The sequence below is a fragment of the Pseudoalteromonas sp. SiA1 genome, assembly GCF_018732205.1.
GTDB classification, from domain to species: Bacteria; Pseudomonadota; Gammaproteobacteria; order Enterobacterales; family Alteromonadaceae; genus Pseudoalteromonas; species Pseudoalteromonas tetraodonis.
Genome location: NZ_CP076084.1, coordinates 200,425 through 226,565, shown reverse-complemented (window position 1 = coordinate 226,565; position 26,141 = coordinate 200,425). Strand labels below are relative to the sequence as shown.

Below are 26,141 nucleotides of genomic sequence, written 5' to 3'. Positions count from 1 at the left end.
TGTCTACTTACCTCAAAAATACTGGTTGCTTAATTTAAGCAGAAAGCACTGATAATTGCTAGCTTTGTGAGATTGCAGTACAAAAAAAGCAGCCGAAGCTGCTTTTTTAGTGATTTATTACTAGTTTAAAAAATCGATTAATCGATTTTTAAACCTGGGCTTAGTGTTGCTGGCATGGTTACTTTTTCAAGTTCCACAGACGCAACAGGGTATGCACAGTAGTCAGCGGCATAATAAGCGCTTGCTCTGTGGTTACCTGAGGCACCAATACCGCCAAACGGCGCTGCACTTGATGCACCGGTAATAGGACGGTTCCAGTTAACAATACCCGCACGGATACGACGTAAGAAATGATCGTAGTCAGCTTGGTTATCACTGAGTAAGCCTGCTGATAAACCAAAGCTCGTGTCGTTTGCTTTATCAATTGCTTGGTCAAAGTCATCAAAACGGAATACTTTTAGAAGCGGACCAAAATGCTCTTCATCTGGGAAGTCATTGATATTTGTACACTCAATAATACCCGGTGTAACAAAACCAGTGTTTGCTGTATGCTCAAGTTCAACCAGCACTTCGCCACCCATGGCCTTTAACTCATCTTGTGCTTTAACCATTCCAGCGGCAGCGGCCGTTGAAATCATAGAGCCCATAAATGGTTGGTCAGCATCGTCATAATTACCAACTTTGATTGCTTTAGTGGCTGTAATTAGGCGTGCTAAAATTTCATCGCCTTTAGCACCTGTTGGTAAAAACAATTTACGCGCACACGTACAGCGTTGGCCGCTTGAGATAAACGCAGATTGCACAATATCGTGCACAACAGCAAGCGTATCTTCTGCATCTTTAACGATTAGCGGATTATTACCACCCATTTCAAGCGCTAAAATCTTACCTGGTTGACCTGCGAACTGCTCATGTAAAATATGACCCGTACGAGAAGACCCAGTAAAGAATAAACCATCAATGCCTTTGTGTGACGCCAGTGCTTTACCTGTTTCAACTTCACCTTGTACAAGGTTAATAACCCCTGCTGGTAAACCGGCTTTTTCCCATAGTTTAAGGGTTAGCTCAGCCACCATAGGTGTTAGTTCAGAGGGTTTAAATACCACGGTATTACCAGCTAAAAGTGCAGGTACAATGTGGCCATTTGGTAAATGCCCAGGGAAGTTATAAGGACCAAATACAGCAACAACACCGTGTGGCTTATGGCGGATCATCGCACGGCCTTGCGGCATCGCGTTTTCAACGTCGCCGGTACGCTCTAAAAATGCTTTTTCAGCAATGGCAATTTTTCCGACCATGGCACCCGCTTCAGTACGCGTTTCCCAAAGTGGCTTACCTGTTTCTTGAGCTATTGCCACAGCCAACTCTTCGCTATGCTCTTTTAACGTTGCAGCAAAGGTTTTTACAATTTCTAAGCGCTGCGCAAAGCTTTTATCAGCCCAGCTATAAAATGCTTCACGTGCAGAGGCTACGGCGCTATCTACTTGCTCAGCGCTTGCAGCTGATGCCTGCCATATAACATCGTTATTTGCAGGGTTAACTGAGTTAAATTCGGTGCCTTGGCCTGGTGACCATTGACCATTAATAAATTGTGCAGGATGAGTCATATACTTTCTCCTAAATTAAACTGGGGTAGCCGTAACAAAATCGCCCGATTTCAAATGTAATGCATCAGCAAGTTCTTGCGTAAGCACTAGGCTGTTTGATCGCGAATCAAATGTCATAGGAACAACGGTTGCTCTAAAGTCTTCAAGCTTGTCATTGGCTAACAACACCATGGTATCGCCTGTCATTTCGCCAATTTCAACACTAAAGTTTTGTGCATTACGAATTGTCGCAATGTTATCTACTTTTGCTTCAACGGTTGGGCCCGCATCAAAAATGTCAACGTAACCATTAAAAGTAAAACCTTCACTTTTTAATAGTTGAATTGCAGGGCGCGTATTGTCATGCACTTGACCTATAACCGCTTGCGCGTCTTTACTCAATAAGTTGACGTAAATTGGGTATTTAGGCATAAGCTCAGCAATAAATACTTTTTGCCCTATTCCCGTCAGATAATCTGCCGTTGGGAAGTCCATAGAGAAAAAGTGCTCTTCAAGCCACTGCCAAAATGGGCTACTACCGTTTTCGTCAGATACACCGCGCATTTCTGCAATAACGGTTTGTGCAAAGCGTTGTTGATGCTGTTTTATAAACATAAAACGTGCTTTTGAAAGCAGCTTACCGTTACAATTTTTACGATAGCCGTTTTTTAAAAACAGTGTGCACAGCTCTGTCGCCCCAGTGTAGTCATTACAAAGGGTGAGAATATCTACCGCTTTATACACATCTAGCGTGCGCGAAGAGTGAATCACTTTACTCAAATGATAATGATAAAATGCGTCATCTAAGCCAACTGCGGCTTCAATACCTGAAGTACCGACTACTTCACCAGTTTCAGTATCTTCAAGAACAAATAAGTAACCCTCATCACCTGGTTGTGATGTCGTTTTTGTAAATGAGTTAACTGAATGCGCTATCTTCTTTTGTAATAACTCTTCATTATTAGGCAAAGAAGTAAAGCCATGTCCCGACTCGTCGGCGATGGTTACTAAAGCTGCATAATCACTTTTTTGGATTGGGCGAAGGATCATCATGAATCCGCTTACTCCCTTATATATAACGGTAAATAGGAACTGCAAGGCAAACTACGTTTGCCCCTAAAGAAGTTGAATTAGCAATTACGCATTTACAACGTGGGCTACTGCTTTTTCAAAGCGTGCCATACCTTCGCGAATATCCGCTTCTGGTATTACTAAAGAAGGTGTGAAACGAACCACATCAGCACCAGCAACCAATGACATTAAGCCATGCTCAGTACCGGCAACTAAAAACTCTTTTGCACGGCCTTTGTATTGCTCGTTTACCACAGCACCAATTAATAAACCTTGGCCACGAATTTCACTAAATACGTTGTACTTGTCGTTAATGGCATTTAATAGCTCAGTAAATAACGCCGACTTTGCTTTAACGCCCGCTAAAACTTCTGGGTTATTTACAGTATCAAATGCAGCTTCTGCAACTGCACACGCTAATGGGTTACCACCGTAAGTAGAACCATGTGTACCCACTTTAAGATGCTGTGCAATATCAGTGGTTGTTAGCATAGCGCCAATTGGGAAACCGCCACCGAGAGCTTTTGCTGAGGTTAAAATATCAGGCACTACGTTTAAACCTTGGTATGCGTATAGCTCACCTGTACGGCCAACACCTGATTGTACTTCATCAAAAATAAGCAGTGCGTTGTGTTTAGTACATAAATCGCGAACGCCCTGTGCAAATTCGTCAGTTGGCGAAATGATACCGCCTTCACCTTGAATTGGCTCCATCATTACCGCACAGGTGTTATCGCTGATCAGTGCTTCAAATGCGGCAAGGTCATTGTAATCACAATGAACAATGTCGCCTGGCTTAGGACCAAAACCATCTGAATAGGCTGCTTGACCGCCTACAGTAACGGTGAAGAATGTACGGCCATGGAAACCTTTATTAAAGGCGATGATTTGCGATTTTTCTGCGCCAAATTTATCAAGCGCAAAACGGCGCGCTAACTTAAGTGCCGCTTCGTTTGCTTCTGCGCCTGAGTTTGCAAAGTAAACTTTTTCAGCAAATGTCGCATCAACCATTTTTTTAGCTAAGCGAAGTGCCGGCTCGTTGGTCATTACATTTGATAAATGCCAAATTTTTTCGCCTTGCTCTTTTAATGCGCCCACTAATGCAGGATGGCAATGGCCAAGACAGTTAACGGCAATACCACCAGCAAAGTCGATAAACTCTCGTCCTTGTTGATCCCATACACGAGAGCCTTCGCCTCGAACAGGAATTACGCTTGAAGGTGCGTAGTTAGGAACCATTACGTGATCAAATAATTCGCGATTGACTGTCATTTTATTTCCTCTTAATTGTGTGCATCACAAAGCAGTAGAATAGGGGTGTGATTATTGTTAATAACCAAATGTGCCGGCAAAAATTAATAACTGTATATTTGCCTGAAACTACGTTGTGGTTCAATTTTCAGGCGCTCATTATTTCAGAAATTTAGGGGGATGTCTCTTCAAAAACTTTCATGTACCCCTTTAAAATAAAGGGCTTAAGATATTATTTCATAGATAGTGAATAACTATTTGAGAGCTAATTATGATGTGCATTTACCTTAGTGAGCGCCTCTACAACGAAAAAAGCATGGCGCTTATAAATCAACTGCACATGAATAAGTAGAATTAAAGTGAATGAATAGTCGCAAAAAAATTAACAGATTTAATCAATTTGAAGTGCCAAATTAGTAAAATTACCTGTTTTTAGGGTATCTAACTCTTTTTTAGTGAACTGATAATAGCTAAACCAGCTTTGTAATTCATCGTCTTCAATCAGCTGGTGCTCTTTTAAATTTAAATATTGAGAATAACAGCGAGCCTTTAAAATCACTTGCGATAATGGCAATAAACTATCGCCCTTTTCAACCCCATTCACTAACTGCTGCATAACACTGTTAAAGGGCAAATATTTGAACGACATGGTTTCTATGACCTTGGCGCTGACAAGCAGTGATTTTTCGTGTAGCAGTGTTGTTAAAAATAACGGATCTGGTTTTAGCTCTAATAGCGCGGTGTGTAGGTTTTTATCACCTTCTTCACGAGCACGCAGTACTTTGCGCTGCCATACCTGATCAAACACTTTTAGGTATAAGCGCACTAAAGCAATTTGCCCTACATTCAGTAACATGCCCAATGTAAACGCATGCATTGGGTTTACCCCGTTAAGCTGGGCAAGCGTTTGCGCTGCAATGGCACACGACATGGTGTTGTCTTTTAACCTGCGTTTTAATAACGTGAATGGTTCTGTGCTATGTGGCATCCAATGACGCACTGCAAAAGTAGGCACTACCAGTTGCAGGTTGTCTAAGCCCAAATAACGTAATGCCAACGCTGGGGTATCTACTTTGACTGAGGTGCCTTTACTGCGTTGCTTACGATAAAAAGGTAAATTAACTAAGGTAACCAGCTCTCGCCCCAACCAACTTAAATCGTTAATTAGCGGCTCTAGACGGCCAACCGAGGCGGCGCGAGTAGCCAGTATATCGAGTATGGCGCACACGTTATCTTCTATGCCAATGGTGTCTTTAATCACAAAATCGATGTCTTCAAGACGTTTAGCAATCACGCTTTCAATAACGGTATGGAGTTTTTGACTGGTTTTAGCCTGTAACTTTTGATGTGAAGAGCTTTTTTGTTGGCGCTTTTGCTGCGCAGCTACTTCTACTTCTAATAAGGTGCGTTTTTTAACGGGTTTGCCGTCATTAAGATCTAAGGTATGAATAAAGCCAATTTGCTGATTGGCAAAACTATGACCCAGTAGCAAATCATGCGCTCGTTGGTTTAGCACATTAACAATACGCTGTTGCTGCAATATGTCGGTCATAAGCTCTATCTTAGGGCAAAAAGTAAATAGCTTGCAGGTATAAGCCTAGAAGCGCGTTAAAAAGTTATCAAGTAAAGCTAAGCCCTGCTCGGTCAAAATCGCTTCAGGGTGAAATTGCACACCTTCAAGTGCGAGCTCGTTATGTAATAATCCCATAATTTCATCACGCTGCCCAGCGATGCTTTGAGTCCATGCTGTTACTTCTAACTCCTTTGGCAATGAGTGCGCTTCAACAATTAATGAATGGTAGCGGCACACCGTAAGTGGATTAGGTAGGCCTTTAAACATGCCTTGGTGCTGATGATAAATAGGCGATGTTTTTCCATGCATAACCTGTTTAGCTCGCACTACTTTACCACCTAGCACTTGAGCAATGGTTTGGTGCCCCAAACAAATACCTAATATAGGATAAACTCCTTTAAACTGCTCTACCACAGATAACGACACTCCCGCTTCAGTCGGGTTTTTAGGTCCTGGAGAAATCACAATATGATCTGGGTTTAACTGTTTGATCTCACTCAGCGTTATTTGGTCGTTACGTTTTACCAACACGTCTTGATCTAAGCGCTGAAAATACTGTACCAAGTTATAGGTGAACGAGTCATAGTTATCGATCATTAAAAGCATGTAATAAAGTACTCAAAGTAATTAGGGCCTGTCGCAGGCATATTCTAACTGAAGCCTTTGCAGGTGTCAGTGTTTTGCAGCCCAGCAAACATAAATAGACACACTAACAACCAATAACGGTTGATTTATTTTAGATCAGCCCAAGCTCTGTTGTATGGGGACACCCCAAGTCACTGATCATTTTTATATAACGTGACGTGTATTATGCAACAGCCATTTAAGGAGTAACCTATGTTAGGCGAAGACCATTCATTAACTAAAGATTTTCCTGATTACACGCAAACTATTGCAAAACTTAATGCAAACGATGAAAACTTTGCAACCAAAGCAAAACAATACAATGAAATCGATAAAGAAATTCGAGTACTTGAGCTACAAGACTCACCCATAGATGACGAAGCCATGCAGCAGTTAAAACACGACAGAATGGTATTAAAAGATTGGCTACATCAACAATTAACGGATGCTAATTAATTGTTGTTATTTGGCGCCTATTAAATTGTAGGCGCCAGAATTGAGTGTTCACCTCCCTCTCCTACCTTTCGCTCATCTATAATTTTAACCATTATGGTGCAAAAGCATTGCTATTCGTTTAGCTTAAAGACAAGCTGTCTTTATCTAAATTAAACAACACTATTTTTTATGTCTAAATACATACTCTCGATTGACCAAGGAACGACAAGCTCTCGAGCTATTTTATACACTAAAGATGCCGAGGTTTTTGACACGGCTCAACAAACCTTCCCTCAACACTTTGTGAAAAATGGTTGGGTTGAACATGACCCTGTAGATATTTGGCAAACCGTATTAAGCAGCGTTAAAAACGTATTATCGCAGCAACAAGTCACTGCCGCCGACATTATTGCCATTGGCATTGCTAACCAACGAGAAACCACCTTAGTGTGGAATAAAAAAACCGGGCAATCTATCTACAATGCGATTGTGTGGCAAGACCGACGTACCAGTGACTATTGCGATAATTTACGTCATGCTGGGCATACACAAATGGTGAATGATAAAACCGGTTTAGTACTCGATCCTTACTTTTCTGCAACCAAAATTCGTTGGATTTTAGATAACGTCAAAGGCGCTAAAGAGCAAGCACACGCAGGTGAACTAGCATTTGGTACGATAGATACCTACTTGCTATGGCAACTCACTAACGGTAAAGCTCACAAAACCGATGCTACCAATGCCTCTCGTACATTACTGTTTAACATTCATCAGCAATGCTGGGATGAAGAGTTACTGGCTTTATTTAATATTCCAGCGTCGATGCTACCTGAGGTAATGGACTCAGCGGCTGACTTTGGGGTGACTGCAAGCGAGCTATTTGGTGGTGAAATTCCAATTTGCGGTATAGCAGGCGATCAACAAGCCGCCTTAATTGGTCAAGCTTGTTTTGAAGAAGGAATGGCAAAAAGTACTTACGGAACGGGCTGCTTTTTAATGCTTAACACTGGTGATAAAGCACTAAAATCAAATAATCGTTTATTAACCACTCTTGCGTATCGGCTCAACGGCAAACCCACCTATGCGATTGAAGGCAGTATTTTTATGGCTGGTGCCACCATGCAGTGGATAGTAGAGGGCTTAAAGTTATTAGAAAACGCAGGTGAAAGTGAAGCCCTCGTCAAAGATGTTCCCTTGGATCATGGGGTATTCTTGGTTCCCTCGTTTACAGGCTTAGGTGCGCCCTATTGGGATGCAAATGCCCGAGGCGCAATTTTGGGCCTAACCCGAGACTCAGGCATTAGCACTATTGTTGCAGCTGCCTTGCAGTCGGTGGGTTATCAAACCAAAGATTTACAAAAAGCTATGGAAGGTGACGGACTCCGACCTAGTATTCTAAGAGTTGATGGCGGCATGGCAAACAATAATTGGGCAATGGCGTTTTTAGCCAATATTTTAGGCGCAAGCGTTGAGCGCCCCACTCTAACCGAAACCACTTCGTTAGGGGTTGCTTACTTAGCCGGTTTGCAAACTGGGGTGTATGAATCAACTGCGCAGCTTGCCAGCATGTGGAAAAGCGATCGTCGCTTTGAACCAACCATGAGCAGTGAAGAGCGCAACGATTTATACGCAAAGTGGCTACATTGCATTGCACAAGTTAGACTTTCTAATAGCAATGACGGCGAGAGTGAGTAAAATCTATGAGCGCACACGACAACGAATATGACTTACTCATTATTGGCGGCGGTATTAACGGCGCTGGCATTGCTGCCGATGCCAGTGGTCGCGGTTTAAAAGTATTATTGTGTGAGCAAAACGATTTAGCCTCAGCCACTTCCTCTAATAGCAGTAAGCTTATTCATGGCGGGCTACGCTATTTAGAGAATTATCAATTTAGATTGGTAAGAGAGGCATTACGTGAACGTGAAGTGCTATTAAAAAAAGCGCCGCATATTATGTGGCCACTGTCTTTTCGACTGCCGCACCAAGCACATTTACGTTCGCCATGGATGATTCGTGTGGGGTTATTTATTTACGACCACCTAGCCAAGCGTAATACTTTACCCGCTTCAAAGGCGATTGAGTTTAACAGCGATAGCGTTCTTAACAGCAGCATTACCCAAGGCTTTGAATACGCAGACGGCTGGGTTGATGACGCACGTTTAGTGATTTTAAACGCCCAAGCGGCTCATAATTTAGGCGCTACCATTGCAACACGCACGCGCTGCATTAAAGCAACGCGTAACGCAGATTATTGGGATGTGATTTTAGAGCAACAAGCCAGCAAGCAGCACCTAAATATAAAGGCAAAAAGTGTTGTAAATGCCGCAGGCCCATGGGTCGCGTCATTATTTGAAGATGTATTTACCCAGCCCACACCGCACACTATTCGCCTTGTGAAAGGCAGTCATATTGTAGTGCCCCGACTCCACGATGAGCCAGTTGCCTATATTTTACAAAATGAAGATAACCGCATTGTATTTGTCATTCCTTATGAGCAAGATTACTCACTGATTGGCACCACTGATGAAGAGTACACCGGCGATATTGCTGATGTAAAAATTAGTGAGCAAGAAATACAGTATCTTATCAGTATCACTAACCATTACTTTAAAAACACAATAAGCGCGGCCGATATTGTGCACAGCTTTAGTGGGGTGCGGCCACTATTAGATGACAAATCAACAGATGCTCAAGCGGTGACCCGTGATTACAAGCTGATATTAAGCAACGACACCGATCATGCCGCTTTATTAAGTGTGTTTGGCGGTAAAATTACTACCTATCGAAAGCTTGCAGAAAATGCCGTCAATAAATTAGTGCCTTTTTACCCAAAGATGAGTGGCTCGTGGACGAAAGATGCCCCTTTACCAGGCGGCGACTTTAGTAACCAAACATACCTTATCGCTCAGTTAGAAAGTAGCTACCCTTGGCTGGCAATCGACACCTTAAAACGTATGGTTCGCAGCTATGGCACGCTTAGTTATCAATTACTGGGGAACAGCCAAGCAATCGGCGATTTAGGTTATCACTTTGGTCATGGTCTGTATGCGCAAGAAGTTGATTACTTAGTAAACCATGAATGGGCAAGAACCAGCGCAGATATACTTTGGCGACGAACAAAGCTTGGGCTGCGCTTTTCAGAAAAACAAGTCATTGCCTTGGGGCAATATTTAACTAAACATCCAGCTTGTCATAGTTAAGCTGCGATTAACTAACTGCTACAAGGTGCTGTGTTAATGCGGCTTTTTCATCAGTCGAAAGTGGTTGCTTTGTTTTACTAACAAAGTCATAACGTACCATCACCGTTTTACCAATGGCGCAGCACTTATCTTGCTGCCATGCTTCTTGGCGGATCACAAATGAACTATTGCCAATTTGCTCTATGCTGGTGTTAATTGTCACCTCATGGGCATAAAATAGTTCGCCAACAAACGACACTTCAACTTTAGCAATGATTAACTTCCAGTTGTGTGGATTTAGATCTGGCGTAAAAAATTTAAAAATAGGTACTCGGGCCGCTTCAAACCATACGGGGAGTACGGTATTGTTGATGTGTCCGAGTGCATCCGTTTCGCTAAAACGCGGCATCACTTTTTCAGTAAACATAATAATCCAATAATAATTAAACAGGTAACTCATGACGGACTTTATCCGCGTGTATGACAACGCGCTCAGTAATGAATTTTGCGATAACTTTATCACTACCTTTTCTCAAAGCCCGCATATTAAACAAGGGATGACATCGGGCGGTGTTGATCTTAATAAAAAAGATAGCCACGACTTATACTTAAACAATCATCCTGAATACGCAGAACAATTAAAACATATTCAACAAACCACTGCACAGTATGTTTTCAACTACATTGAAGAACATATTTTTATGATGATTGGGGCATTTGGTTTAAAGGTATATCACCCAAAAACAGGACAACCGGTTGATTTAACTCACGCCAACTATGACGAGGTAGGTAAACCACAACTCCCCTTATTGGTACAGCAAATTTTTAGACTCGGTAATATTCAAGCGCAAAAATACGAAGTAAATAAAGGCGGTTATCCGTATTGGCACAGTGAGGTGTATCCGCAGCTACAGCATAATGAAGCACTGCATCGGGTGTTGTTATTTATGTTTTATTTAAATGATGTTGAAGAAGGCGGAGAAACCGAGTTTTATTATCAAAATCGTAAAATAGCCCCTAAAAAAGGCAGTATGGTGGTTGCCCCAGGCTACTTTACCCATACACATAGAGGCAATAAGCCAGTATCAAACGATAAGTATATTTTAACCTCATGGGTTTTGTTTAATCGAGCAGAGCAAATTTATGGAACGCCACAAAGCTAAAGCGGTCAGCGGTCAGCGGTCAGCGGTCAGCGGTCAGCGGTCAGCGGTCAGCGGTCAGCGGTCAGCGGTCAGAAATTAACTAACTGCTGACTACTGTCAAGTATTTGCATTAAACTGAAAGCTGACGGCTTATAGCTGACAGCTTCAAATCAGCTCATCAAACAAGTCAAACAAAGTGTCCATCTCTTCAATGGTGTTGTAGTGCATACAACCAATGCGTACTACGCCGCCCTTATCAAGCACACCCAGTTGTTTGCATAAACCTTGGGCGTAAAAATTACCATCCCATACACATACATGGTGTTTACCCAAAAATTCAGACATTTGGCGAGGCTCTAACCCTTCAAAGGTCAGTGCGAACGTAGGGGTACGCTCACTCAAACGCTCTAAATCGTCTATACCAAACAACTTAATTTTTGGGTAGTTAACTAGACGCGTTAAAAAGTATTCACTCAATGCCATTTCATGTTGTTTTGTTTTAGCAAACGCAACACGTAATTTTTCTCGGCGTGAGTGACTGTCATCAAGTTCGCTAATCGCCGCTATGTAATCAACCGCCGCAATAAAGCCTGCAAGTGCCTCAAAACTTTGTGTGCCGGTTTCCCAGCGACCTGGTGCAACATCTTTTGCTGGCTCTACTTTATAAGGTGTAAACCCTTCTAAGTGCTCAGTTTTACCATAAACCATGCCTAAGTGCGGGCCAAAAAACTTATATGCAGAACAAGCTAAAAAGTCGCAATCTAACGCTTGTACATCAATCAGTTCATGTGGCGCATAATGCACCGCATCAACATACACCAACGCACCCACATTATGAGCAAGCTCTATAATACGTTTAATATCGTTAATAGAGCCAGTGGTATTTGATGCATACGTAACCGCAACCAATTTAGTGTTAGCGTTTAATAAGCTTTCAAAATGCGCCATATCTAAACTACAATCGGCTTCGTTAATTAGCGCTGTGTTAACCACTGCGCCTTTATCTTCAGCGGCTTGCTGCCAAGACGATACATTTGAAAAATGATCAGCATTGGTCACTATAATTTCATCACCTGCTTGCCAATTGCGTGAAATTGCTCGGCTAAAGCTAAATGTTAGGCTAGTCATATTAGGGCCAAACACAATATTTTGTGCACTGGGCGCATTTAACAAATCAGCCGCCGCTTGACGCGCATTCGCCATCAGCTCAACCGTTTTGTCACTTGAGAAAAACGCACCGCCCAAGTTTGAATTGTAATGCCCTAAATAAGCGGTCATGGCACTGAGTACCGACTGGGGTACTTGTGAGCCACCTGGCCCATCTAAAAACACCGGTGACTTGCCATCAACAGTTTGCATTAAAGCAGGAAATTGCGCGCGCAATTGCATTAAATTCATTTTATTTCTCTTAAGCAGTTAGTACAAAGCAATCCAGGTAACCTGGTTTGTTAGCATCAATTTTGTTCATTGGCGTGGCGTTATGCCATACCTGACGGTCATTAATTAGTGCAAACATGCCGTCTTTTATTTCCATTTTAAAACACGGTTCAGCTTGTTGGTTTTCATAAACCAATAGCTCACCACCTTCTAAATTTTCATGAGAAACACCACATACACACACATGGTCAAACCCATCTTGATGCACACCTTCTGGAGCTGCTGGCGTATCGCTATCAATGGCAAGCATTCTAAATTGGTGAATTTCAATATCACGCTCTGCGTCAATGCCGGTGATCGCTGCAAATTCGCTAACAATGCTTTTCATACCCTCAGACTCAAGCAAGCTTTGCTCTAAGTTTTCGTAAGTACGCTCAACATTACCTTGAAAGGTATTAATTGAATCGTCTTGCACAAACGCTTTGGTCGCTTGAAGATTAAGCTCACCATTTTGTAATTTAACCACTGAATAACGGCGTTTACGAAACGCACCATCTGCATAAGGATTTGCAGGTAAGTTATCAAAAGAAGGCTTAACCAAATCAATATTGGCTTGGTTAATAAAACGAAGTTGCAGTAAATTCTGGTTGTTTAATGCGGTCATAAAATCCTGCTTATAATAATGATAATATTGTCGAGGATTTTAATGCATATAGAGAGGATTTTTTGCTTTATTAACCATATCAATGACGACATTTAACGAAAGTTAATACAATCATGCAACGAATTAAGCATTAACTATCTAATATTTTATTTGGACAATAAAAAACCCGCCAAAGCGGGTTTTTTAAACACACTCTATAAATTATACAGCTTGCTGAATAATTACGTTGTCTGCCTTTTTAGTGTACTGAGGCATACGGTGAAAGTTCAAGTAACGGTAGGTATCTGCTGCCGTTGCATTGATCTTCGCTGCGTATTCTTGGTACTCAGTAGGTGTAGGTAATTTGCCTAAAATTGCTGCTACTGCTGCCAGCTCTGCTGATGCTAAGAATACGTTTGCCCCTGTACCTAAACGGTTAGGGAAGTTACGTGTAGAAGTAGACACAACCGTTGCTTTGTCCGCAACACGTGCTTGGTTACCCATACACAGTGAACACCCTGGCGTTTCAATACGTGCACCAACACGACCAAAAATACCGTAGTAACCTTCGTCTGTAAGTTGGTCTTTATCCATTTTCGTTGGTGGAGCAACCCAAAGCTGTGTTGGGATACGCCCTTTAAAGCCATCGAGTAATTTACCTGCAGCACGGAAGTGACCAATATTAGTCATACAAGAACCGATAAATACTTCATCGATTTTCTCGCCTGTCACATCAGAAAGTAGGCGTGCATCATCAGGATCATTTGGCGCACACAGTACTGGCTCTTTAATCTCAGCAAGGTCGATTTCAAGTACGTGTTTGTACTCTGCGTCTTTATCAGCTTCCATTAGCTCTGGGTTTGCTAACCAGTCTTGCATTGCAGTAACACGACGTTCAATCGTACGTACATCGCCGTAACCTTCAGAAATCATCCACTTAAGCATAACAATATTAGACTCAAGGTATTCGCTGATAGACTCTTTAGAAAGCTTAACAGTACAGCCAGCAGCTGAACGCTCTGCAGATGCATCGGATAGCTCAAACGCTTGCTCAACCGTTAAGTGCTCAACCCCTTCAATTTCTAGTATGCGACCAGAAAATTCGTTGATTTTACCTTTCTTCTCAACCGTTAATAGGCCTTCTTTGATACCAAAATAAGGGATAGCATGTACAAGATCACGTAAAGTGATACCCGGTTGCATTTCACCTTTAAAACGAACCAAAATTGATTCAGGCATATCTAGTGGCATTACACCCGTTGCAGCTGCGAACGCTACCGCCCCCGAACCTGCTGGGAATGAAATACCTAATGGGAAACGTGTATGTGAATCACCACCCGTACCTACGGTATCTGGTAATAACATACGGTTTAACCATGAGTGAATTACACCATCACCAGGGCGAAGCGATACACCGCCACGATTCATAATAAAATCAGGAAGCGTATGGTGCGTGTTTACATCGATTGGCTTAGGGTAAGCGGATGTATGACAAAAAGACTGCATTGTTAAATCTGCAGAGAAACCTAAACAGGCTAAGTCTTTAAGCTCATCACGCGTCATAGGACCTGTTGTATCTTGCGAGCCAACCGTGGTCATTTTAGGTTCACAGTATTGGCCAGGGCGAATACCGGCAACGTTACATGCTTTACCAACCATTTTTTGCGCAAGCGTAAAGCCTTTGTCTGATACTTCAGTCACTGCTGGTACTTTAAATACGTCAGTTGCGCCTAAACCTAATGATGTACGCGCTTTGTCTGTAAGACCACGACCAATGATCAATGGAATACGACCACCAGCACGAACTTCGTCTAAAATTACCTCTGATTTAAGTTCAAATGTAGAGATCACATCATCAGTACCATGACGTTTCACAACACCTTCATAAGGATAGATGTCGATTTGGTCACCCATGTTGAATTCATCAACATTTAATTCGATTGGTAACGCACCCGAGTCTTCCATTGTGTTGAAGAAGATAGGCGCAATCTTGTTACCTAAACATACACCACCCACGCGCTTGTTTGGTACGAATGGGATATCATCCCCCATAAACCAAAGCACAGAGTTTGTTGCAGACTTACGCGAAGAGCCTGTACCAACAACGTCACCTACGTAAGCAAGTGGTAAGCCTTTAGTTTTTAATTCTTCAAGCTGAGTGATTGGACCTACTTCACCGTCTTTGTCAGGGTTAATACCATCACGCTCATTTTTAAGCATGGCTAATGCATGAAGCGGAATATCAGGACGTGACCATGCATCTGGTGCTGGTGATAAATCATCGGTGTTTGTCTCGCCAGTGACTTTAAATACCGTAACAGAGATTTTTTCAGCAACGGCTGGCTTATTGATAAACCATTCTGCAGCAGCCCAAGACTCTATAATTTGCTTGGCGTATGCATTACCTGCTTTTGCTTTTTCTTCTACATCGTAGAACGCATCAAACATTAATAATGTGTTCGAAAGGCCTTTTACTACAATTGGCGCTAACGCTTCGTCATCAAGTAGTTCAACCATTGGAGCAATATTGTAGCCACCGAGCATAGTACCTAGTAACTCAGCTGCTTTTTCTTTAGAAATCAACGGAGAAACAGCTTCACCTTTAGCAACAGCCGCTAAAAAGCCTGCTTTAATGTAGGCTGCATCATCAACACCTGGTGGTACGCGGTTGATCAGTAGTTCTAGGATGAACTCTTCTTCACCTGCCGGTGGCGTTTTAATTAGCTCAATAAGATCAGCCGTCTGCTGAGCATCTAATGGCGCTGGTACGATACCTAACGCGGCACGTTCTTCTACGTGTTTACGATATTCTTGTAGCACAGTATTGCCCTCTTGGTGACGTTAAAGTATTCGGTGGTGTTTACTAAACACACCATAACCCAATACTTATAGTATTCTAACGCTCGATTATAAAGCTTTTGTGCATAGATTAAAATCCATCCACTTAGGCAGCTAGTTATAGCGATTATTAATAATATGAATAGTGGATTTCATAAAATCAACTTTCATGAATACTTATTAACAGCCATAAAAAAACCCAGCCTAAGCTGGGTTTTTACTCAATAATGAGACTATTAACGTAATACTTTTACACGTTTAATAGATTTTACGTGTGCTTCAACGCGGCGGTTTTCAGCATGCGCTTTTGCCGTATTCGCTTCATTTTTAAGGCGTTCTTCACCTAAACCTGCCGTTGTAATGCGATCTTCTGCAATACCATCAGCAATTAGCTTTTTAGCTACTGCATCAGCACGTTTTTTAGATAACCATTTATTGTAAGACGCTTTACCTACTGCAGACGTATGACCTTCAAGAAGCACTGTTGTATCTGGGTACTCTTTTAAGAAAGTCGCTACTTCATCAATATCATTTAAGTACTGCTGTGAAACTGACGAGTCATTGTTAGGGAATGTTACTAACAAGCTTACTGTTACTTCAGTATCTTCATAAAGTGTACAACCATCGCTACCAACAGCATCTGTCATAGGCGTATTGGCACATTTATCATCTACATCAGGAATGCTGTCTTTATCTGTATCAGCAAGTGCTACCGGCACAGGAACAATTTCTGGCTCTGGCTGTGGTGCAGGCTCAACCGGTGCTACTGGCGCCGATTTTTGACCAAAGAAGTAGTTTATACCTAATTTAGCGCCAACATCTGTGTAGCCTTTGTCTAAACCTTGGTAAACACTGGTTTCAGCATTAACAAAAAAGTTGTCTGTAACAAAGTGTCGGTAACCTACACCTGCGTTTACAAACGTGTTGTCATCAACAACATCAATATCTTTCAGACCAAATAAACCGTAGAAAGGACCGCCACCAAAGTGGTAAAGTGCATCGATACCGTAACGTTCGCCGTCAATATCGTTGCGGTTGTTCAATACTTTGTCGTGAGCATTAAAGTCTAGGTCTGCGTACTCTAAACGCGCACTCCAGTAATCATTAAAGCGGTAGCCTAATTCAGCACCCCAGCCTGTTGACTCATTAACGTCAAGGCCAGCTTGCTCACGCATGTTTTTCCACGAAGCATCGTAATAATCGCCGAATGCACCGATGTAAAAGCCTTCTTGCTCGGCTGCGAAAGTAGATGCGCTAGTTGCAGCTAACGCAATAGCCATTGTAAGTGATTTTAATTTCATTGTTTTCTTCCCATTTTAACAACTAAAAATGTAGCTAAGCATTGCTAGCTCTTCTAACTTACCTATACAGTAACTGAGTCTTTGTTAATCAATACTTAACGCAAATATATTTTTTCAATATCTAGGATAATAAAACTAGCTCATAAAAAATGTCGATGAACACAGGCTAGCTCAAAAAGCAAACAATCGCTTTAAACCCCACACGATCACTGGCTTTTATGGAGTTATGGTATCACCCGTTCATAGTTTGCTCTATGAATGAACGTCGCTGGGGTAAAAAATGACCTTTTATATTCATTTTAAAATGCAAAAAATCATACTTAAGTACCACAAAAAGTACGATAATTCTTATCATCTTCGGGCGGCGTTTGAAACTCTGTGGCCTGCACATGGTTTGTGTAAGGGCTCGCCATCACTTTGCTAAAACGACTGAGTAGCTCACTATCCCCATGCGTAGTGTACTGAGTAATAATATCTTCAATAATATGGTTACGTGGGATCACGCTCGGATTGGCTTGTCGCATCACTTGATAGCTGTGCTCATTAGTTCGTGTTTGCCATTGCTGTGCCCAAGAGGTAAGTGCTGATGGTATTTCAGCTTGCCCATTTAACGACTCAGTGAGTGCATTAAAAGTATTGGTATAATCAAGCTGGTGTTGTTTTAATAACCCTAGTAACTCCCCCACCAACTCATTATCTTTATCATCCGCGACTGTTAACCCTAACTTTTGCGCCCACATCGCGCTAAATTGTTGGTTAAATTGCGTTGAAAAGCCCTCAATTAAAGGCGTCATCATTGCCACCGCTTGCTCGTCATCGTCACTGATCAGCGCTATTAGACTCTCTGCTAAGCGGGCACAGTTCCAACTTGCCATGTTTGGCTGATTACCAAACGCATAACGCCCTTGTTTATCAATAGAGCTAAACACGGTATCAAAATCAAACTGGTTCATCATGGCACATGGGCCGTAATCTATGGTTTCACCACTAATTAAGGTGTTATCGGTGTTCATAACACCATGAATAAACCCCACCCTCATCCAACTTACGACTAATTTGACTTGGTTGGCGATCACTGCAGCTAAAAAATCTAAATAACGCTGAGCGCCAGTGCTGTTAATCTCGGGATAGTGTCTTTGAATGGCTAAGTCGGCTAAGTTTTTTAGGCTAGTAACGTCACCTTGAGTGGCTAAATATTGAAACGAGCCCACCCGAATATGACTGCTGGCGAGTCGGGTTACAATAGCACCTGGTTGAGGTGGGTTGCGATAGACGGTTTCGCCACTGCCAACCACGGCTAAACAACGCGTTGTTGGAATGCCAAGCGCGTGCATAGCTTCGCTCATTACGTACTCACGAATAGCTGGACCTAATGCACAGCGGCCATCGCCTCCGCGCGAAAATGGCGTAGCACCAGCGCCTTTTAATTGCAGATCCCAAAGCTGATTTTTATCATCGCTAATCGCACCGAGCAAATGCGCCCTACCATCCCCTAGTCGCGGTGAAAAGTGACCAAACTGATGACCAGAATATCCCAGTGCCACCGGAGAAATCGCTTGGGGTTCATTACCGCTAAATATATTTGCTCGGGAATCTGCATCCACTTGTATATTAAATTGCTTAGCTAGGGGCTCATTCCATAACAATAACTGTGGCGCTGTCACCTTGGCTGGATGATCGCTAATTGCAAACCCCTCACCAATGTCGGTATACCTTGGCACTAATTTCATAATTAATCCTATTGTTTTTGGCTGATACCTACGCGATTGTCGCCTACACCATAAGCGACAATTAAGCTTAGCTCTTGCATGCTTAAGCCGCTTTGCTGCTGCAGTTCATTAAAGAATGCCTGCGCCGCACTTAGTGACTTTTTAGTTTGTAATCCGCCATCTATAATTTTATGGGCACGCAAATAGCTTTCTACGTCTCTTGAAAGTAAAAAAGTATCTTTTCCTAAGGCGCGCAGCGCATAAGGGCCGGTATTACCACCAAGCCTTGCACCATGCTTTTTTAAATACGCCCACAAGCCAATAATATCTTCACTTGGCCAGTTAGCAATAAACTCACTAAAGCTGCCGTATTGCTCTGCAACTTCGTGGATCATATACGCATTTTCAGTAATAGTTTTTACTTTTTTATAGTTGCGTACAATCCGCTCATCACTGGCTTTTTGCTCAAGCATATCCGGTGGCATCATCAATAGCTTTTCAACACTAAAGTCCCAGAAAACCTCTCTAAATCCGGCCCACTTACTGTTGATCACCGACCAATAAAAACCACTTTGAAAAACTTTCCGAGTAAATTCTTCTAGCCAATCATCATCACTTAATGTGACGAGTTGCTTTGTTGATAAAGGTTTTGCGAGTAACAACTTAAGCATTTTTTCAGAGCCCTTTCGCTCTACCGCTCGCTTATAAATATCACTAAATTTTTCCATCTGCTTAATACCTTACTTCGACAATAGTACTAGTGTACGAGAAAAGCAGCTAATACGTAATAACTGTCAATCAGGATGAATCTATCTATATTTAGTCACTTGACACCTAGACGGCTAAAGTGGTTTAATCGCCACACTTACCCTATTACATTGTATTTGCTGATTGATTTTTCAATAGCAAGTGCAAAGGGCTGGAAGAGGTGCGTTATTCAGGTAGCGTATGTTAGGAGCGCAAACTCCATTGAGCATACGTGAGGGGAATTAACGCCGAGAGGTAACACTTTTTTGTGAAAGGTTGCTTCGGGCGACTAGGTTGAATCCTAGCGACTGTCACCAATAACATATTTGGTGGAGAGCTTCTGGTCTTAGTATAATAAGGCCGTGCGCCCTATTATTTAAGCCCATTCGCTCTTCGAATTATAAACACATTCAAAGAGTCAGGCATCCTAAATACCCGCCAAAAACTCGACGAATGCCCTATAAGTTCGTGAGAGATGATCAACAACTTCAATATTAACAATTTCCATTTATGGACTGCGCTGATCACCCCATTTGATCAAAATGGCCTAGTTGATTACGCAACCTTAGACACCTTGGTGGCCGAACAAGAAGCCGCTAACAATGGCATTTTACTGCTAGGTAGCACCGGCGAAGGGTTAGCCCTTACCCTCAAAGAACAGCAAGCCATCGTAGAGCATGTCTGCCAATTACAGCCGAGCGTCCCCCTTATGGTTGCGGTAGGCGGTAGTAACTTAAAGCAACAGCTTGAATGGGTTAATTACTGCAACCAGCTGCCTATCCATGGTTTTTTACTCGGCTCGCCTTTGTATGCCAAACCCGGTGCAGTGGGGCAAACGCATTGGTTTGAAAGCTTACTCAATGCCAGTTCTCATCCTTGTATGCTTTATAACGTACCAGGACGTAGTGCGGTTAGCATTCCCATTGCAACCATTGAAAACCTCAAACAACATAAAAATTTATGGGCACTGAAAGAAGCCAGTGGCTCTATCTCTCAATTTGAAGCCTATCGACAAGCAGCGCCTGAACTAGCCATTTTTAGTGGTGACGATGCCCTCATGCCTTATTTTGCCCAAGCAGGTGCAAAAGGTTTAGTGTCGGTTGCAGCCAATGCATGGCCAGTGCAAACCCATGAGTTTGTAAAGCGCAGTTTAAGCGGCCAACACCCTAATCTTTTTGTCCAGTGGTCTAGTGCTATCAATAGCTTATTTTCAGTAGCCAACCCTATCCCAGTCAAAGTGTTAATGCATTTACAAGGGCGTATTGGCAGTCCGTATTTACGCCCACCTTTAACACACCTTGAGCTGACACACACAGATGACATTTCATCGGCAAACAACACCATTTTATCTTGGCATTAAATACAGGTTTTTATAATGAACTGGTTAGAACTATTAAATAATTTAGAAACGGGCGCGGTTCGCGCAGCAACACAAGACGAAAACGGCCAATGGCACGCTAACGTAGAAGTAAAGCAAGGCATTTTAGAAGCCTTTAAAAACGGTCAAAACACCGAGTTTGCTGGCGGTTTTGTTGATAAACATAACTTAGCGCCGCAAAGCTTTGAAGCCACAGCAGGCGTTCGCATGGTACCCGGTGGTTCAAGTGTGCGCCGTGGTGCACATGTTGCCAAAGGCACTATTATTATGCCACCTGCGTACGTAAATATTGGTGCATTTATTGACGAGGGCACTATGGTAGATAGCCACGCGCTCGTAGGGTCGTGTGCTCAAGTAGGTAAAAATGTGCATTTAAGCGCAGCGGTACAATTAGGCGGAGTACTTGAGCCCATTGGTGCCAGCCCTGTGGTCATAGAAGACGATGCATTCATTGGTGCAGGCTGTGTGATTGTTGAAGGCGTGGTAGTTAAAAAAGGCGCGGTACTTGCCCCAGGTGTTCGCTTATCTGCAACCATCCCTGTTTATGACTGCGTAAATGAGCGCCAGCTTGATAAAGGCGAAGCAATCCCTGAATACGCGATTGTGATCCCTGGATCTCGCCCTGCGTCAAACGATTGGGCGCGCGAGCAAGGCTTAAGCATGTCGTGTGCGTTAATTGTTAAATACCGTGACGAGCAAAGTGATGCGTCATTATTGCTTGAAGAGGTTTTACGTTAATGACCTTTTTGAGCACGCCCGTTAAAACCGCTATTGATAAGCTAGCAACTGAGCTTGATACGCCCTTTTTTGTTTATGATCTTGATTCACTAAACACACATTTAACGCGTTTAGTGGCACAAACCGAGGTAAAACTCTGGTATGCAGTTAAAGCGAACCCGTTATCTAGCGTGATCCAACGCTTAAATAACGCTGGTTTTAACTTTGATGTCGCCAGTAAAGGCGAGCTTGAGCAAGTCCTTGCTCAAGGAATTAACAGTGAACGCGTGCTCAACACGGGGCCTGCAAAAAGCCCTAAACAAATTAAGCACTTTATTGCGCGTGGCGTGCGTACCTTTGTGGCCGAAAGTCTCAATCAGGTACGTTGGCTCAACGAACAAGCGATTGCTCAGCAGTGCCAGTTGCAGGTTTTATTAAGGGTACAATTACGCTGGCCCGAGGGTGATAAAAACCCGCTAGGGGGCGATAGTCTTACTCCATTTGGCTTAGGGTGCGACGAGTGGCAGGCGCTAAATACCAGTGACTACTGTGCACTTAATTTTGACGGTCTGCATATTTTTCAGTGGGGCAACATGCTTAGCAGCGACAAACTCGCTGAGCTGTGGACACAAATGATTACGCCGTTAAGGCAACTTGCTGAGGATTTAAATATTAACCTCAAGGTGCTGGATTTAGGTGGTGGTTTAGGTATTCCCTATACGCTTGATACGCCCACTCTAAGTTGGGATGCACTCATAGAGGCGCTTGCAAAAATTAAATGCGATGCGGGGGTTACTGAGCTATGGATGGAACTAGGTCGCTACGCTGTAGGCGAATGCGGCCACTACGCCACACCTGTTGTTGAGCGTAAACTAAATTACGGCCAACAACAGGTGATTATGAGCGGCGGCATTAATCATTTATTGCGCCCTGCGGTCACCAGTCAAGATTTCCCTGCGCGTTTATTACGAGATTCAAACGCAGCAAATCAAGCAATGAGCCTATACGGCCCCTTATGTACTGCACTTGATTGCTTAGGAGAGCACCAATTACCCAGTGATTTAAATGAGCAAGACTGGCTAGTATTTAGTCAATGCGGTGCCTACGGTTTTACCGAAAGTATGCCGTACTTTTTATGCCATGAGCTGGCCGGTGAATATGTTATCCACAATGGCGTATTGAGTTGCGTGCGACAAGCAGAAGATGCAAGCCACTACTTGAGATAAAAAAGATGAATAACACCATAGCTATAAGCCAAGAAAACATTGTAGTTGGCGAAGTCGCAAACGGACTACCACTGACTATTCCTGTGTATCGTTTAAAAGGCGATGGCACCGGCCCAAGTGTGTATGTACAAGCAAATATGCATGGCGCAGAAGTGCAAGGCAACGCGGTAATTTACCAATTACTTGAGCAACTAAAAACACTTAATTTAAAAGGTGATATTACCTTAGTTCCTTACGCTAACCCCATTGGCTGTAATCAAAAGTCGGGGGAATTTACCCTTGGCCGATTCGATCCCATTACGGGGACTAATTGGAATCGCATGTATCACTGCAATAATAAACTGGCGACCCAGTTTGCACAGCAGTTCAGCGATGCCGATGATAAGATTCTGAAAACAGCCTTTAAAGCCGCGTTAATTAATGACGTTGAGCAACAACTCAACGGCCCTGATTATCGTTTAACAACGGGGAAACGGATTGCGCTAAACTTACAAAAATTGGCGCATCAAGCAGATATAGTTTTAGATTTACACACCGGCCCTATTTCTAGTCAGCACTTATATTGCCCTGAGTATGCGACCGATAGCGCGCGTTACTTTAATATTCCCCATGTGCTGGTTATTCCTAATGCCTTTGATGGCGCAATGGATGAAGCAAGCTTTTGTCCATGGTGGCAGCTTAGTGAGCAACTTGCTCAGCAAGGGCGTGAATTTAACGTGCAAGTTGAAGCCTTTACGGTAGAGCTTGGCAGCCAAGAAAAAATCGATTTAAGCGCGGCACTAGACGATGCCAATAGTATTTTAAGTTATTTAAATCATAAGCAAGTATTTGTTGATGCCCCCTACAAGCCAAAATTGATGACAAGATATGGCTGCCAACTAAATGATTATATTGCTTATTACGCCCCCATGGGTGGCATGGTCGAATACCTAGCACCTCTTGGCGGGCATGTTAAAGCTGGAGAACCCATTGCTAAAATACTGCGCATGGAGCGCTATTTAAGCGAACAACCGCTGCAAACTCTAAGCTTTGATCTAGATGCAATTGCGATATTGCATTTTGCCTCAGCGAGTGTGAATCAAGGTACCGAGCTGTATAAATTTTTTACTAACGTCTTTGAGCTTTAGCTCACCCCTTCTCATTGCGTGAGAGTTAGCTAGTAAACAACTAGTTACACAGTAAAAGCGACTTAGGTCGCTTTTCTTTTTAAAGTATTAAAATTCAGGAAAAATTCACCGTTTATGTGTTAAAAAGGCGCTATAATTAGCAAAATACTGACTTCCCTCACTTACAAAGGAATTATAATGAGTTGGCGCCATTGGATACTACTTTCTACATTACTCAGCACAACCGTTGTCGCTGAAGAAACAGCGAATAACGAGCAAAACAATGAACTTGAGCTGGTAAAGCAATGTATTTTAAATGAAGTGATCGGTGGAGACGGTAAGCAAACCCTCGATCAATTACGTAAAAAGTGTTCTGCCGTTGAAGAAAGCAAGCAGCTAACGGCTATCGACAAACGCCAAGCCCGTGAGGCGGTTGGTAAAAAAAATCGTAATGTAATTACCCCGCATAAACGTAATTATATTTTACCTGTTTCTTATATGTCGAACCCAAACACTCGCCCGTTTGATGGATTTGCAGAGTTAACCGATAAAAAAGATGGCGACCCACTTGATAACCTAGAAGCTAAATATCAGCTATCAATTAAAGTGCCTTTGTATGATGAGTTTGCTGACTCAGACCAGGCGATATTTTTTGGCTTTACTTTGCAGTCATACTGGCAAGTATATAACGACGATATTTCTTCCCCTTTTCGTGAAACCAACTACGAGCCAGAAGTATTTTGGATTAATTACTTAGATCCTGAAAACGTTTTATGGGGCGATGAAATGGCAATAGCCATTGGTATTTCGCACCAATCTAATGGTCGTAGTCAGCCAAACTCGCGTTCTTGGAATCGCATTTATGCCGATTTCATTTGGGAAAAAGACGGCTTTGTATTTAGCTTTAAACCTTGGTATCGCATTCCTGAAAACAAAAAGCCTGCGCCGTTAGATGCACGAGGTGACGATAACCCAGATATCTATAAATACATGGGTTACTTTGAATTTGGTGGCGCGTATCGCTTTAACGATCATGAATTTAGTTTTATGACTCGCAATAATTTAAATTCAGATAACCGCGGGGCAATTCAGCTTGATTGGTCATTCCCATTATGGGGAAGAGTTCGCGGCTACGCACAATATTTTAATGGCTATGGCGAGAGCTTGATAGACTATAACACCGATATTGAACGCTTTGGTGTGGGTATATTACTGACAGATTTACTGTAAAAAATGCTTATAAAAAAAAGCCAAGCAACTCGCTTGGCTTTTTCGTTTATTCTTATTATTTTTTAACCACAAACTGCCCTTCAAATTGAGCAACCACCTCGTCACCATCAAAAATGGTTACCGGCACTAGGTAACTTGCTTTACCCGCATCTTGTAACTCATTTAAGTTCCCTTTACAGGTTTGAATATTCACACAGCCCTTAGGGTCAGTATTTAGTGGCTTTAAATACTTAATGTTGGCATCGGCTAACACAATATTCCCTTCAAGCCCGGCTTCTTTTAATGCTAAATACGTTGCCCCCCAACCCGTTAATGTAGCTAGGCTATAAATAGAGCCCGCAAACATAGTGTTGTGTAAATTTAAGTTAGCATTTAAATCTGCACGAGTAGTAAATTGCCAATCTGTGTAACTTTCAACTTTTATTCCCATTGCATCACTAATGGGGATTGATTCACGCCATGTGTTTTGCAGTACTTGAGTCCAATTTGGGTGGCGAAACCAACCTGGTTCACTCGGTTTGAGCTTAACCATTTTATAATGCTGTACATCACCATAAGCCAAATGTGCTTTTTCTTTATTTTCATAGCCATGGCGCTGATAAAATTCCAGTGCACGTTCGCGAGCAAACAACACTAATTCATCAGCATCTTGATTCCACGCTATTTTTTCGAGTTCATGTAACAAGCGGCTACCAATATGTTGATTACGGTTACCCTCTGCAACCGCCATATAACGTACTTGAGCTTGTTGCTGATTATTAAAGTGCAAACGAGCCACACCCAATACTTCACCCGCTTTATTTTTAATGAAGCGATGCTCAGCCTCTTGCTCTAAATCGTCTTGCTCAGAGCCCCGAGGTTCGCCCCATGGGGCACGTAAAACCTGCCAGCGTAATTGGTAATAGGCTTGCCAGTCTTCACTACTTTGTGGGGTGCTCACTTGAAACATACATACTCCATAAATTAAAAATGTAAAATATTACGCTGTGCATTTTGTGAAAAACA

At 42.5% G+C, this 26,141-nt stretch carries 22 protein-coding genes and 1 riboswitch; of the genes, 9 read left to right on the top strand and 13 right to left on the bottom strand.

Going from position 1 to position 26,141, the window contains the following annotated elements; genetic code table 11:
* Nucleotides 1–137: 137 nt before the first annotated feature.
* The 5 genes from astD to KK487_RS01070 all read right to left on the bottom strand — a co-directional run bounded on the left by astD (nucleotide 138) and on the right by KK487_RS01070 (nucleotide 6,087).
* Complete coding sequence (gene astD, locus KK487_RS01090; RefSeq protein ID WP_024602227.1) at nucleotides 138–1,607, bottom strand: succinylglutamate-semialdehyde dehydrogenase; 1,470 nt, start codon at nucleotides 1,605–1,607, stop codon at nucleotides 138–140.
* Nucleotides 1,608–1,622: 15 nt separating this feature from the next.
* Nucleotides 1,623–2,639: an arginine N-succinyltransferase gene (astA, locus tag KK487_RS01085; protein WP_013463827.1), complete on the bottom strand. Its 1,017-nt coding sequence runs from the start codon at nucleotides 2,637–2,639 to the stop codon at nucleotides 1,623–1,625.
* 84 nt (nucleotides 2,640–2,723) lie between these two features.
* The gene (locus KK487_RS01080) at nucleotides 2,724–3,929 is read right to left on the bottom strand and encodes an aspartate aminotransferase family protein (RefSeq protein WP_024602228.1); all 1,206 of its coding nucleotides are present in this window, start codon (nucleotides 3,927–3,929) and stop codon (nucleotides 2,724–2,726) included.
* 370 nt (nucleotides 3,930–4,299) lie between these two features.
* Nucleotides 4,300–5,460, bottom strand: a complete 1,161-nt coding sequence (locus tag KK487_RS01075; RefSeq protein ID WP_016900057.1) for an HDOD domain-containing protein — start codon at nucleotides 5,458–5,460, stop codon at nucleotides 4,300–4,302.
* Nucleotides 5,461–5,505: 45 nt separating this feature from the next.
* Complete coding sequence (locus tag KK487_RS01070) at nucleotides 5,506–6,087, bottom strand: anthranilate synthase component II (protein WP_013463824.1); 582 nt, start codon at nucleotides 6,085–6,087, stop codon at nucleotides 5,506–5,508.
* Between the two features lie 231 nt (nucleotides 6,088–6,318).
* On the opposite strand from KK487_RS01070, the gene KK487_RS01065 reads away from it, so the two are divergent.
* The 3 genes from KK487_RS01065 to glpD all read left to right on the top strand — a co-directional run bounded on the left by KK487_RS01065 (nucleotide 6,319) and on the right by glpD (nucleotide 9,743).
* Nucleotides 6,319–6,561: an HP1242/YdcH family protein gene (locus KK487_RS01065; protein ID WP_013463823.1), complete on the top strand. Its 243-nt coding sequence runs from the start codon at nucleotides 6,319–6,321 to the stop codon at nucleotides 6,559–6,561.
* A 168-nt stretch (nucleotides 6,562–6,729) separates the two neighbouring features.
* On the top strand, nucleotides 6,730–8,235 hold the full coding sequence (glpK, locus tag KK487_RS01060; protein ID WP_024602229.1) for a glycerol kinase GlpK: 1,506 nt from the start codon (nucleotides 6,730–6,732) through the stop codon (nucleotides 8,233–8,235).
* A gap of 5 nt (nucleotides 8,236–8,240) precedes the next feature.
* Nucleotides 8,241–9,743, top strand: a complete 1,503-nt coding sequence (glpD, locus tag KK487_RS01055; protein ID WP_024602230.1) for a glycerol-3-phosphate dehydrogenase — start codon at nucleotides 8,241–8,243, stop codon at nucleotides 9,741–9,743.
* A 7-nt stretch (nucleotides 9,744–9,750) separates the two neighbouring features.
* Here glpD and KK487_RS01050 read toward each other — a convergent pair whose 3' ends face one another.
* Nucleotides 9,751–10,149, bottom strand: a complete 399-nt coding sequence (locus KK487_RS01050) for an acyl-CoA thioesterase (RefSeq protein WP_024602231.1) — start codon at nucleotides 10,147–10,149, stop codon at nucleotides 9,751–9,753.
* A gap of 31 nt (nucleotides 10,150–10,180) precedes the next feature.
* Here KK487_RS01050 and KK487_RS01045 point away from each other — a divergent pair, with 31 nt between their 5' ends.
* Nucleotides 10,181–10,885 carry a 2OG-Fe(II) oxygenase gene (locus KK487_RS01045; protein WP_024602232.1) on the top strand — a complete coding sequence of 235 codons (705 nt, stop codon included), beginning with the start codon at nucleotides 10,181–10,183 and terminating at the stop codon, nucleotides 10,883–10,885.
* A 144-nt stretch (nucleotides 10,886–11,029) separates the two neighbouring features.
* On the opposite strand, the gene KK487_RS01040 is transcribed toward KK487_RS01045, so the two are convergent.
* The 6 genes from KK487_RS01040 to KK487_RS01015 form a co-directional block, all read right to left on the bottom strand.
* A complete protein-coding gene (locus tag KK487_RS01040) occupies nucleotides 11,030–12,262 on the bottom strand; it encodes a cysteine desulfurase-like protein (protein WP_128583489.1) in 1,233 nt (410 codons plus the stop codon).
* A gap of 10 nt (nucleotides 12,263–12,272) precedes the next feature.
* The gene (locus KK487_RS01035) at nucleotides 12,273–12,905 is read right to left on the bottom strand and encodes a 2OG-Fe dioxygenase family protein (RefSeq protein WP_013463817.1); all 633 of its coding nucleotides are present in this window, start codon (nucleotides 12,903–12,905) and stop codon (nucleotides 12,273–12,275) included.
* A 201-nt stretch (nucleotides 12,906–13,106) separates the two neighbouring features.
* The gene (acnB, locus tag KK487_RS01030; RefSeq protein ID WP_069440233.1) at nucleotides 13,107–15,704 is read right to left on the bottom strand and encodes a bifunctional aconitate hydratase 2/2-methylisocitrate dehydratase; all 2,598 of its coding nucleotides are present in this window, start codon (nucleotides 15,702–15,704) and stop codon (nucleotides 13,107–13,109) included.
* Between the two features lie 254 nt (nucleotides 15,705–15,958).
* Nucleotides 15,959–17,023 (bottom strand): OmpA family protein, encoded by a 1,065-nt coding sequence (locus KK487_RS01025; RefSeq protein ID WP_013463815.1) that lies wholly within the window; start codon nucleotides 17,021–17,023, stop codon nucleotides 15,959–15,961.
* A 320-nt stretch (nucleotides 17,024–17,343) separates the two neighbouring features.
* Nucleotides 17,344–18,753, bottom strand: coding sequence for a protein adenylyltransferase SelO (locus KK487_RS01020; RefSeq protein ID WP_128583487.1), 1,410 nt, complete (start codon nucleotides 18,751–18,753; stop codon nucleotides 17,344–17,346).
* An 8-nt stretch (nucleotides 18,754–18,761) separates the two neighbouring features.
* Nucleotides 18,762–19,460 carry a DNA-3-methyladenine glycosylase I gene (locus KK487_RS01015; protein ID WP_128583486.1) on the bottom strand — a complete coding sequence of 233 codons (699 nt, stop codon included), beginning with the start codon at nucleotides 19,458–19,460 and terminating at the stop codon, nucleotides 18,762–18,764.
* Between the two features lie 187 nt (nucleotides 19,461–19,647).
* A riboswitch (Lysine riboswitch) is annotated at nucleotides 19,648–19,827 on the top strand.
* 127 nt (nucleotides 19,828–19,954) lie between these two features.
* Here KK487_RS01015 and dapA point away from each other — a divergent pair.
* The 5 genes from dapA to KK487_RS00990 all read left to right on the top strand — a co-directional run bounded on the left by dapA (nucleotide 19,955) and on the right by KK487_RS00990 (nucleotide 25,136).
* Nucleotides 19,955–20,839, top strand: coding sequence for a 4-hydroxy-tetrahydrodipicolinate synthase (gene dapA, locus KK487_RS01010; RefSeq protein WP_013463811.1), 885 nt, complete (start codon nucleotides 19,955–19,957; stop codon nucleotides 20,837–20,839).
* Nucleotides 20,840–20,854: 15 nt separating this feature from the next.
* A complete protein-coding gene (locus KK487_RS01005) occupies nucleotides 20,855–21,595 on the top strand; it encodes a 2,3,4,5-tetrahydropyridine-2,6-dicarboxylate N-succinyltransferase (RefSeq protein ID WP_013463810.1) in 741 nt (246 codons plus the stop codon).
* Nucleotides 21,595–22,800, top strand: a complete 1,206-nt coding sequence (locus KK487_RS01000; RefSeq protein WP_024601193.1) for a PLP-dependent decarboxylase — start codon at nucleotides 21,595–21,597, stop codon at nucleotides 22,798–22,800. Before KK487_RS01005 ends, KK487_RS01000 begins: the two co-directional genes overlap by 1 nt.
* A 5-nt stretch (nucleotides 22,801–22,805) precedes the next feature.
* Nucleotides 22,806–23,927 carry a succinylglutamate desuccinylase/aspartoacylase family protein gene (locus KK487_RS00995; RefSeq protein WP_024601192.1) on the top strand — a complete coding sequence of 374 codons (1,122 nt, stop codon included), beginning with the start codon at nucleotides 22,806–22,808 and terminating at the stop codon, nucleotides 23,925–23,927.
* A gap of 177 nt (nucleotides 23,928–24,104) precedes the next feature.
* Nucleotides 24,105–25,136, top strand: a complete 1,032-nt coding sequence (locus KK487_RS00990) for a phospholipase A (RefSeq protein WP_033102728.1) — start codon at nucleotides 24,105–24,107, stop codon at nucleotides 25,134–25,136.
* Nucleotides 25,137–25,191: 55 nt separating this feature from the next.
* Here the strand turns inward: KK487_RS00990 and KK487_RS00985 are convergent, their stop codons facing one another.
* Nucleotides 25,192–26,085 (bottom strand): bifunctional GNAT family N-acetyltransferase/hotdog fold thioesterase, encoded by an 894-nt coding sequence (locus tag KK487_RS00985; RefSeq protein ID WP_028835930.1) that lies wholly within the window; start codon nucleotides 26,083–26,085, stop codon nucleotides 25,192–25,194.
* Nucleotides 26,086–26,141: the final 56 nt, after the last annotated feature.

Excerpts from the sequence above, each read along its gene's own strand:
- astD (WP_024602227.1), bottom strand. The coding sequence starts at position 1,607 with ATGACTCATCCTGCACAATTTATTAATGGTCAATGGTCACCAGGCCAA.
- astA (WP_013463827.1), bottom strand. The coding sequence starts at position 2,639 with ATGATGATCCTTCGCCCAATCCAAAAAAGTGATTATGCAGCTTTAGTA.
- KK487_RS01080 (WP_024602228.1), bottom strand. The coding sequence starts at position 3,929 with ATGACAGTCAATCGCGAATTATTTGATCACGTAATGGTTCCTAACTAC.
- KK487_RS01075 (WP_016900057.1), bottom strand. The coding sequence starts at position 5,460 with ATGACCGACATATTGCAGCAACAGCGTATTGTTAATGTGCTAAACCAA.
- KK487_RS01070 (WP_013463824.1), bottom strand. The coding sequence starts at position 6,087 with ATGCTTTTAATGATCGATAACTATGACTCGTTCACCTATAACTTGGTA.
- KK487_RS01065 (WP_013463823.1), top strand. The coding sequence starts at position 6,319 with ATGTTAGGCGAAGACCATTCATTAACTAAAGATTTTCCTGATTACACG.
- glpK (WP_024602229.1), top strand. The coding sequence starts at position 6,730 with ATGTCTAAATACATACTCTCGATTGACCAAGGAACGACAAGCTCTCGA.
- glpD (WP_024602230.1), top strand. The coding sequence starts at position 8,241 with ATGAGCGCACACGACAACGAATATGACTTACTCATTATTGGCGGCGGT.
- KK487_RS01050 (WP_024602231.1), bottom strand. The coding sequence starts at position 10,149 with ATGTTTACTGAAAAAGTGATGCCGCGTTTTAGCGAAACGGATGCACTC.
- KK487_RS01045 (WP_024602232.1), top strand. The coding sequence starts at position 10,181 with ATGACGGACTTTATCCGCGTGTATGACAACGCGCTCAGTAATGAATTT.
- KK487_RS01040 (WP_128583489.1), bottom strand. The coding sequence starts at position 12,262 with ATGAATTTAATGCAATTGCGCGCGCAATTTCCTGCTTTAATGCAAACT.
- KK487_RS01035 (WP_013463817.1), bottom strand. The coding sequence starts at position 12,905 with ATGACCGCATTAAACAACCAGAATTTACTGCAACTTCGTTTTATTAAC.
- KK487_RS01025 (WP_013463815.1), bottom strand. The coding sequence starts at position 17,023 with ATGAAATTAAAATCACTTACAATGGCTATTGCGTTAGCTGCAACTAGC.
- KK487_RS01020 (WP_128583487.1), bottom strand. The coding sequence starts at position 18,753 with ATGAAATTAGTGCCAAGGTATACCGACATTGGTGAGGGGTTTGCAATT.
- KK487_RS01015 (WP_128583486.1), bottom strand. The coding sequence starts at position 19,460 with ATGGAAAAATTTAGTGATATTTATAAGCGAGCGGTAGAGCGAAAGGGC.
- dapA (WP_013463811.1), top strand. The coding sequence starts at position 19,955 with ATGATCAACAACTTCAATATTAACAATTTCCATTTATGGACTGCGCTG.
- KK487_RS01005 (WP_013463810.1), top strand. The coding sequence starts at position 20,855 with ATGAACTGGTTAGAACTATTAAATAATTTAGAAACGGGCGCGGTTCGC.
- KK487_RS01000 (WP_024601193.1), top strand. The coding sequence starts at position 21,595 with ATGACCTTTTTGAGCACGCCCGTTAAAACCGCTATTGATAAGCTAGCA.
- KK487_RS00995 (WP_024601192.1), top strand. The coding sequence starts at position 22,806 with ATGAATAACACCATAGCTATAAGCCAAGAAAACATTGTAGTTGGCGAA.
- KK487_RS00990 (WP_033102728.1), top strand. The coding sequence starts at position 24,105 with ATGAGTTGGCGCCATTGGATACTACTTTCTACATTACTCAGCACAACC.
- KK487_RS00985 (WP_028835930.1), bottom strand. The coding sequence starts at position 26,085 with ATGTTTCAAGTGAGCACCCCACAAAGTAGTGAAGACTGGCAAGCCTAT.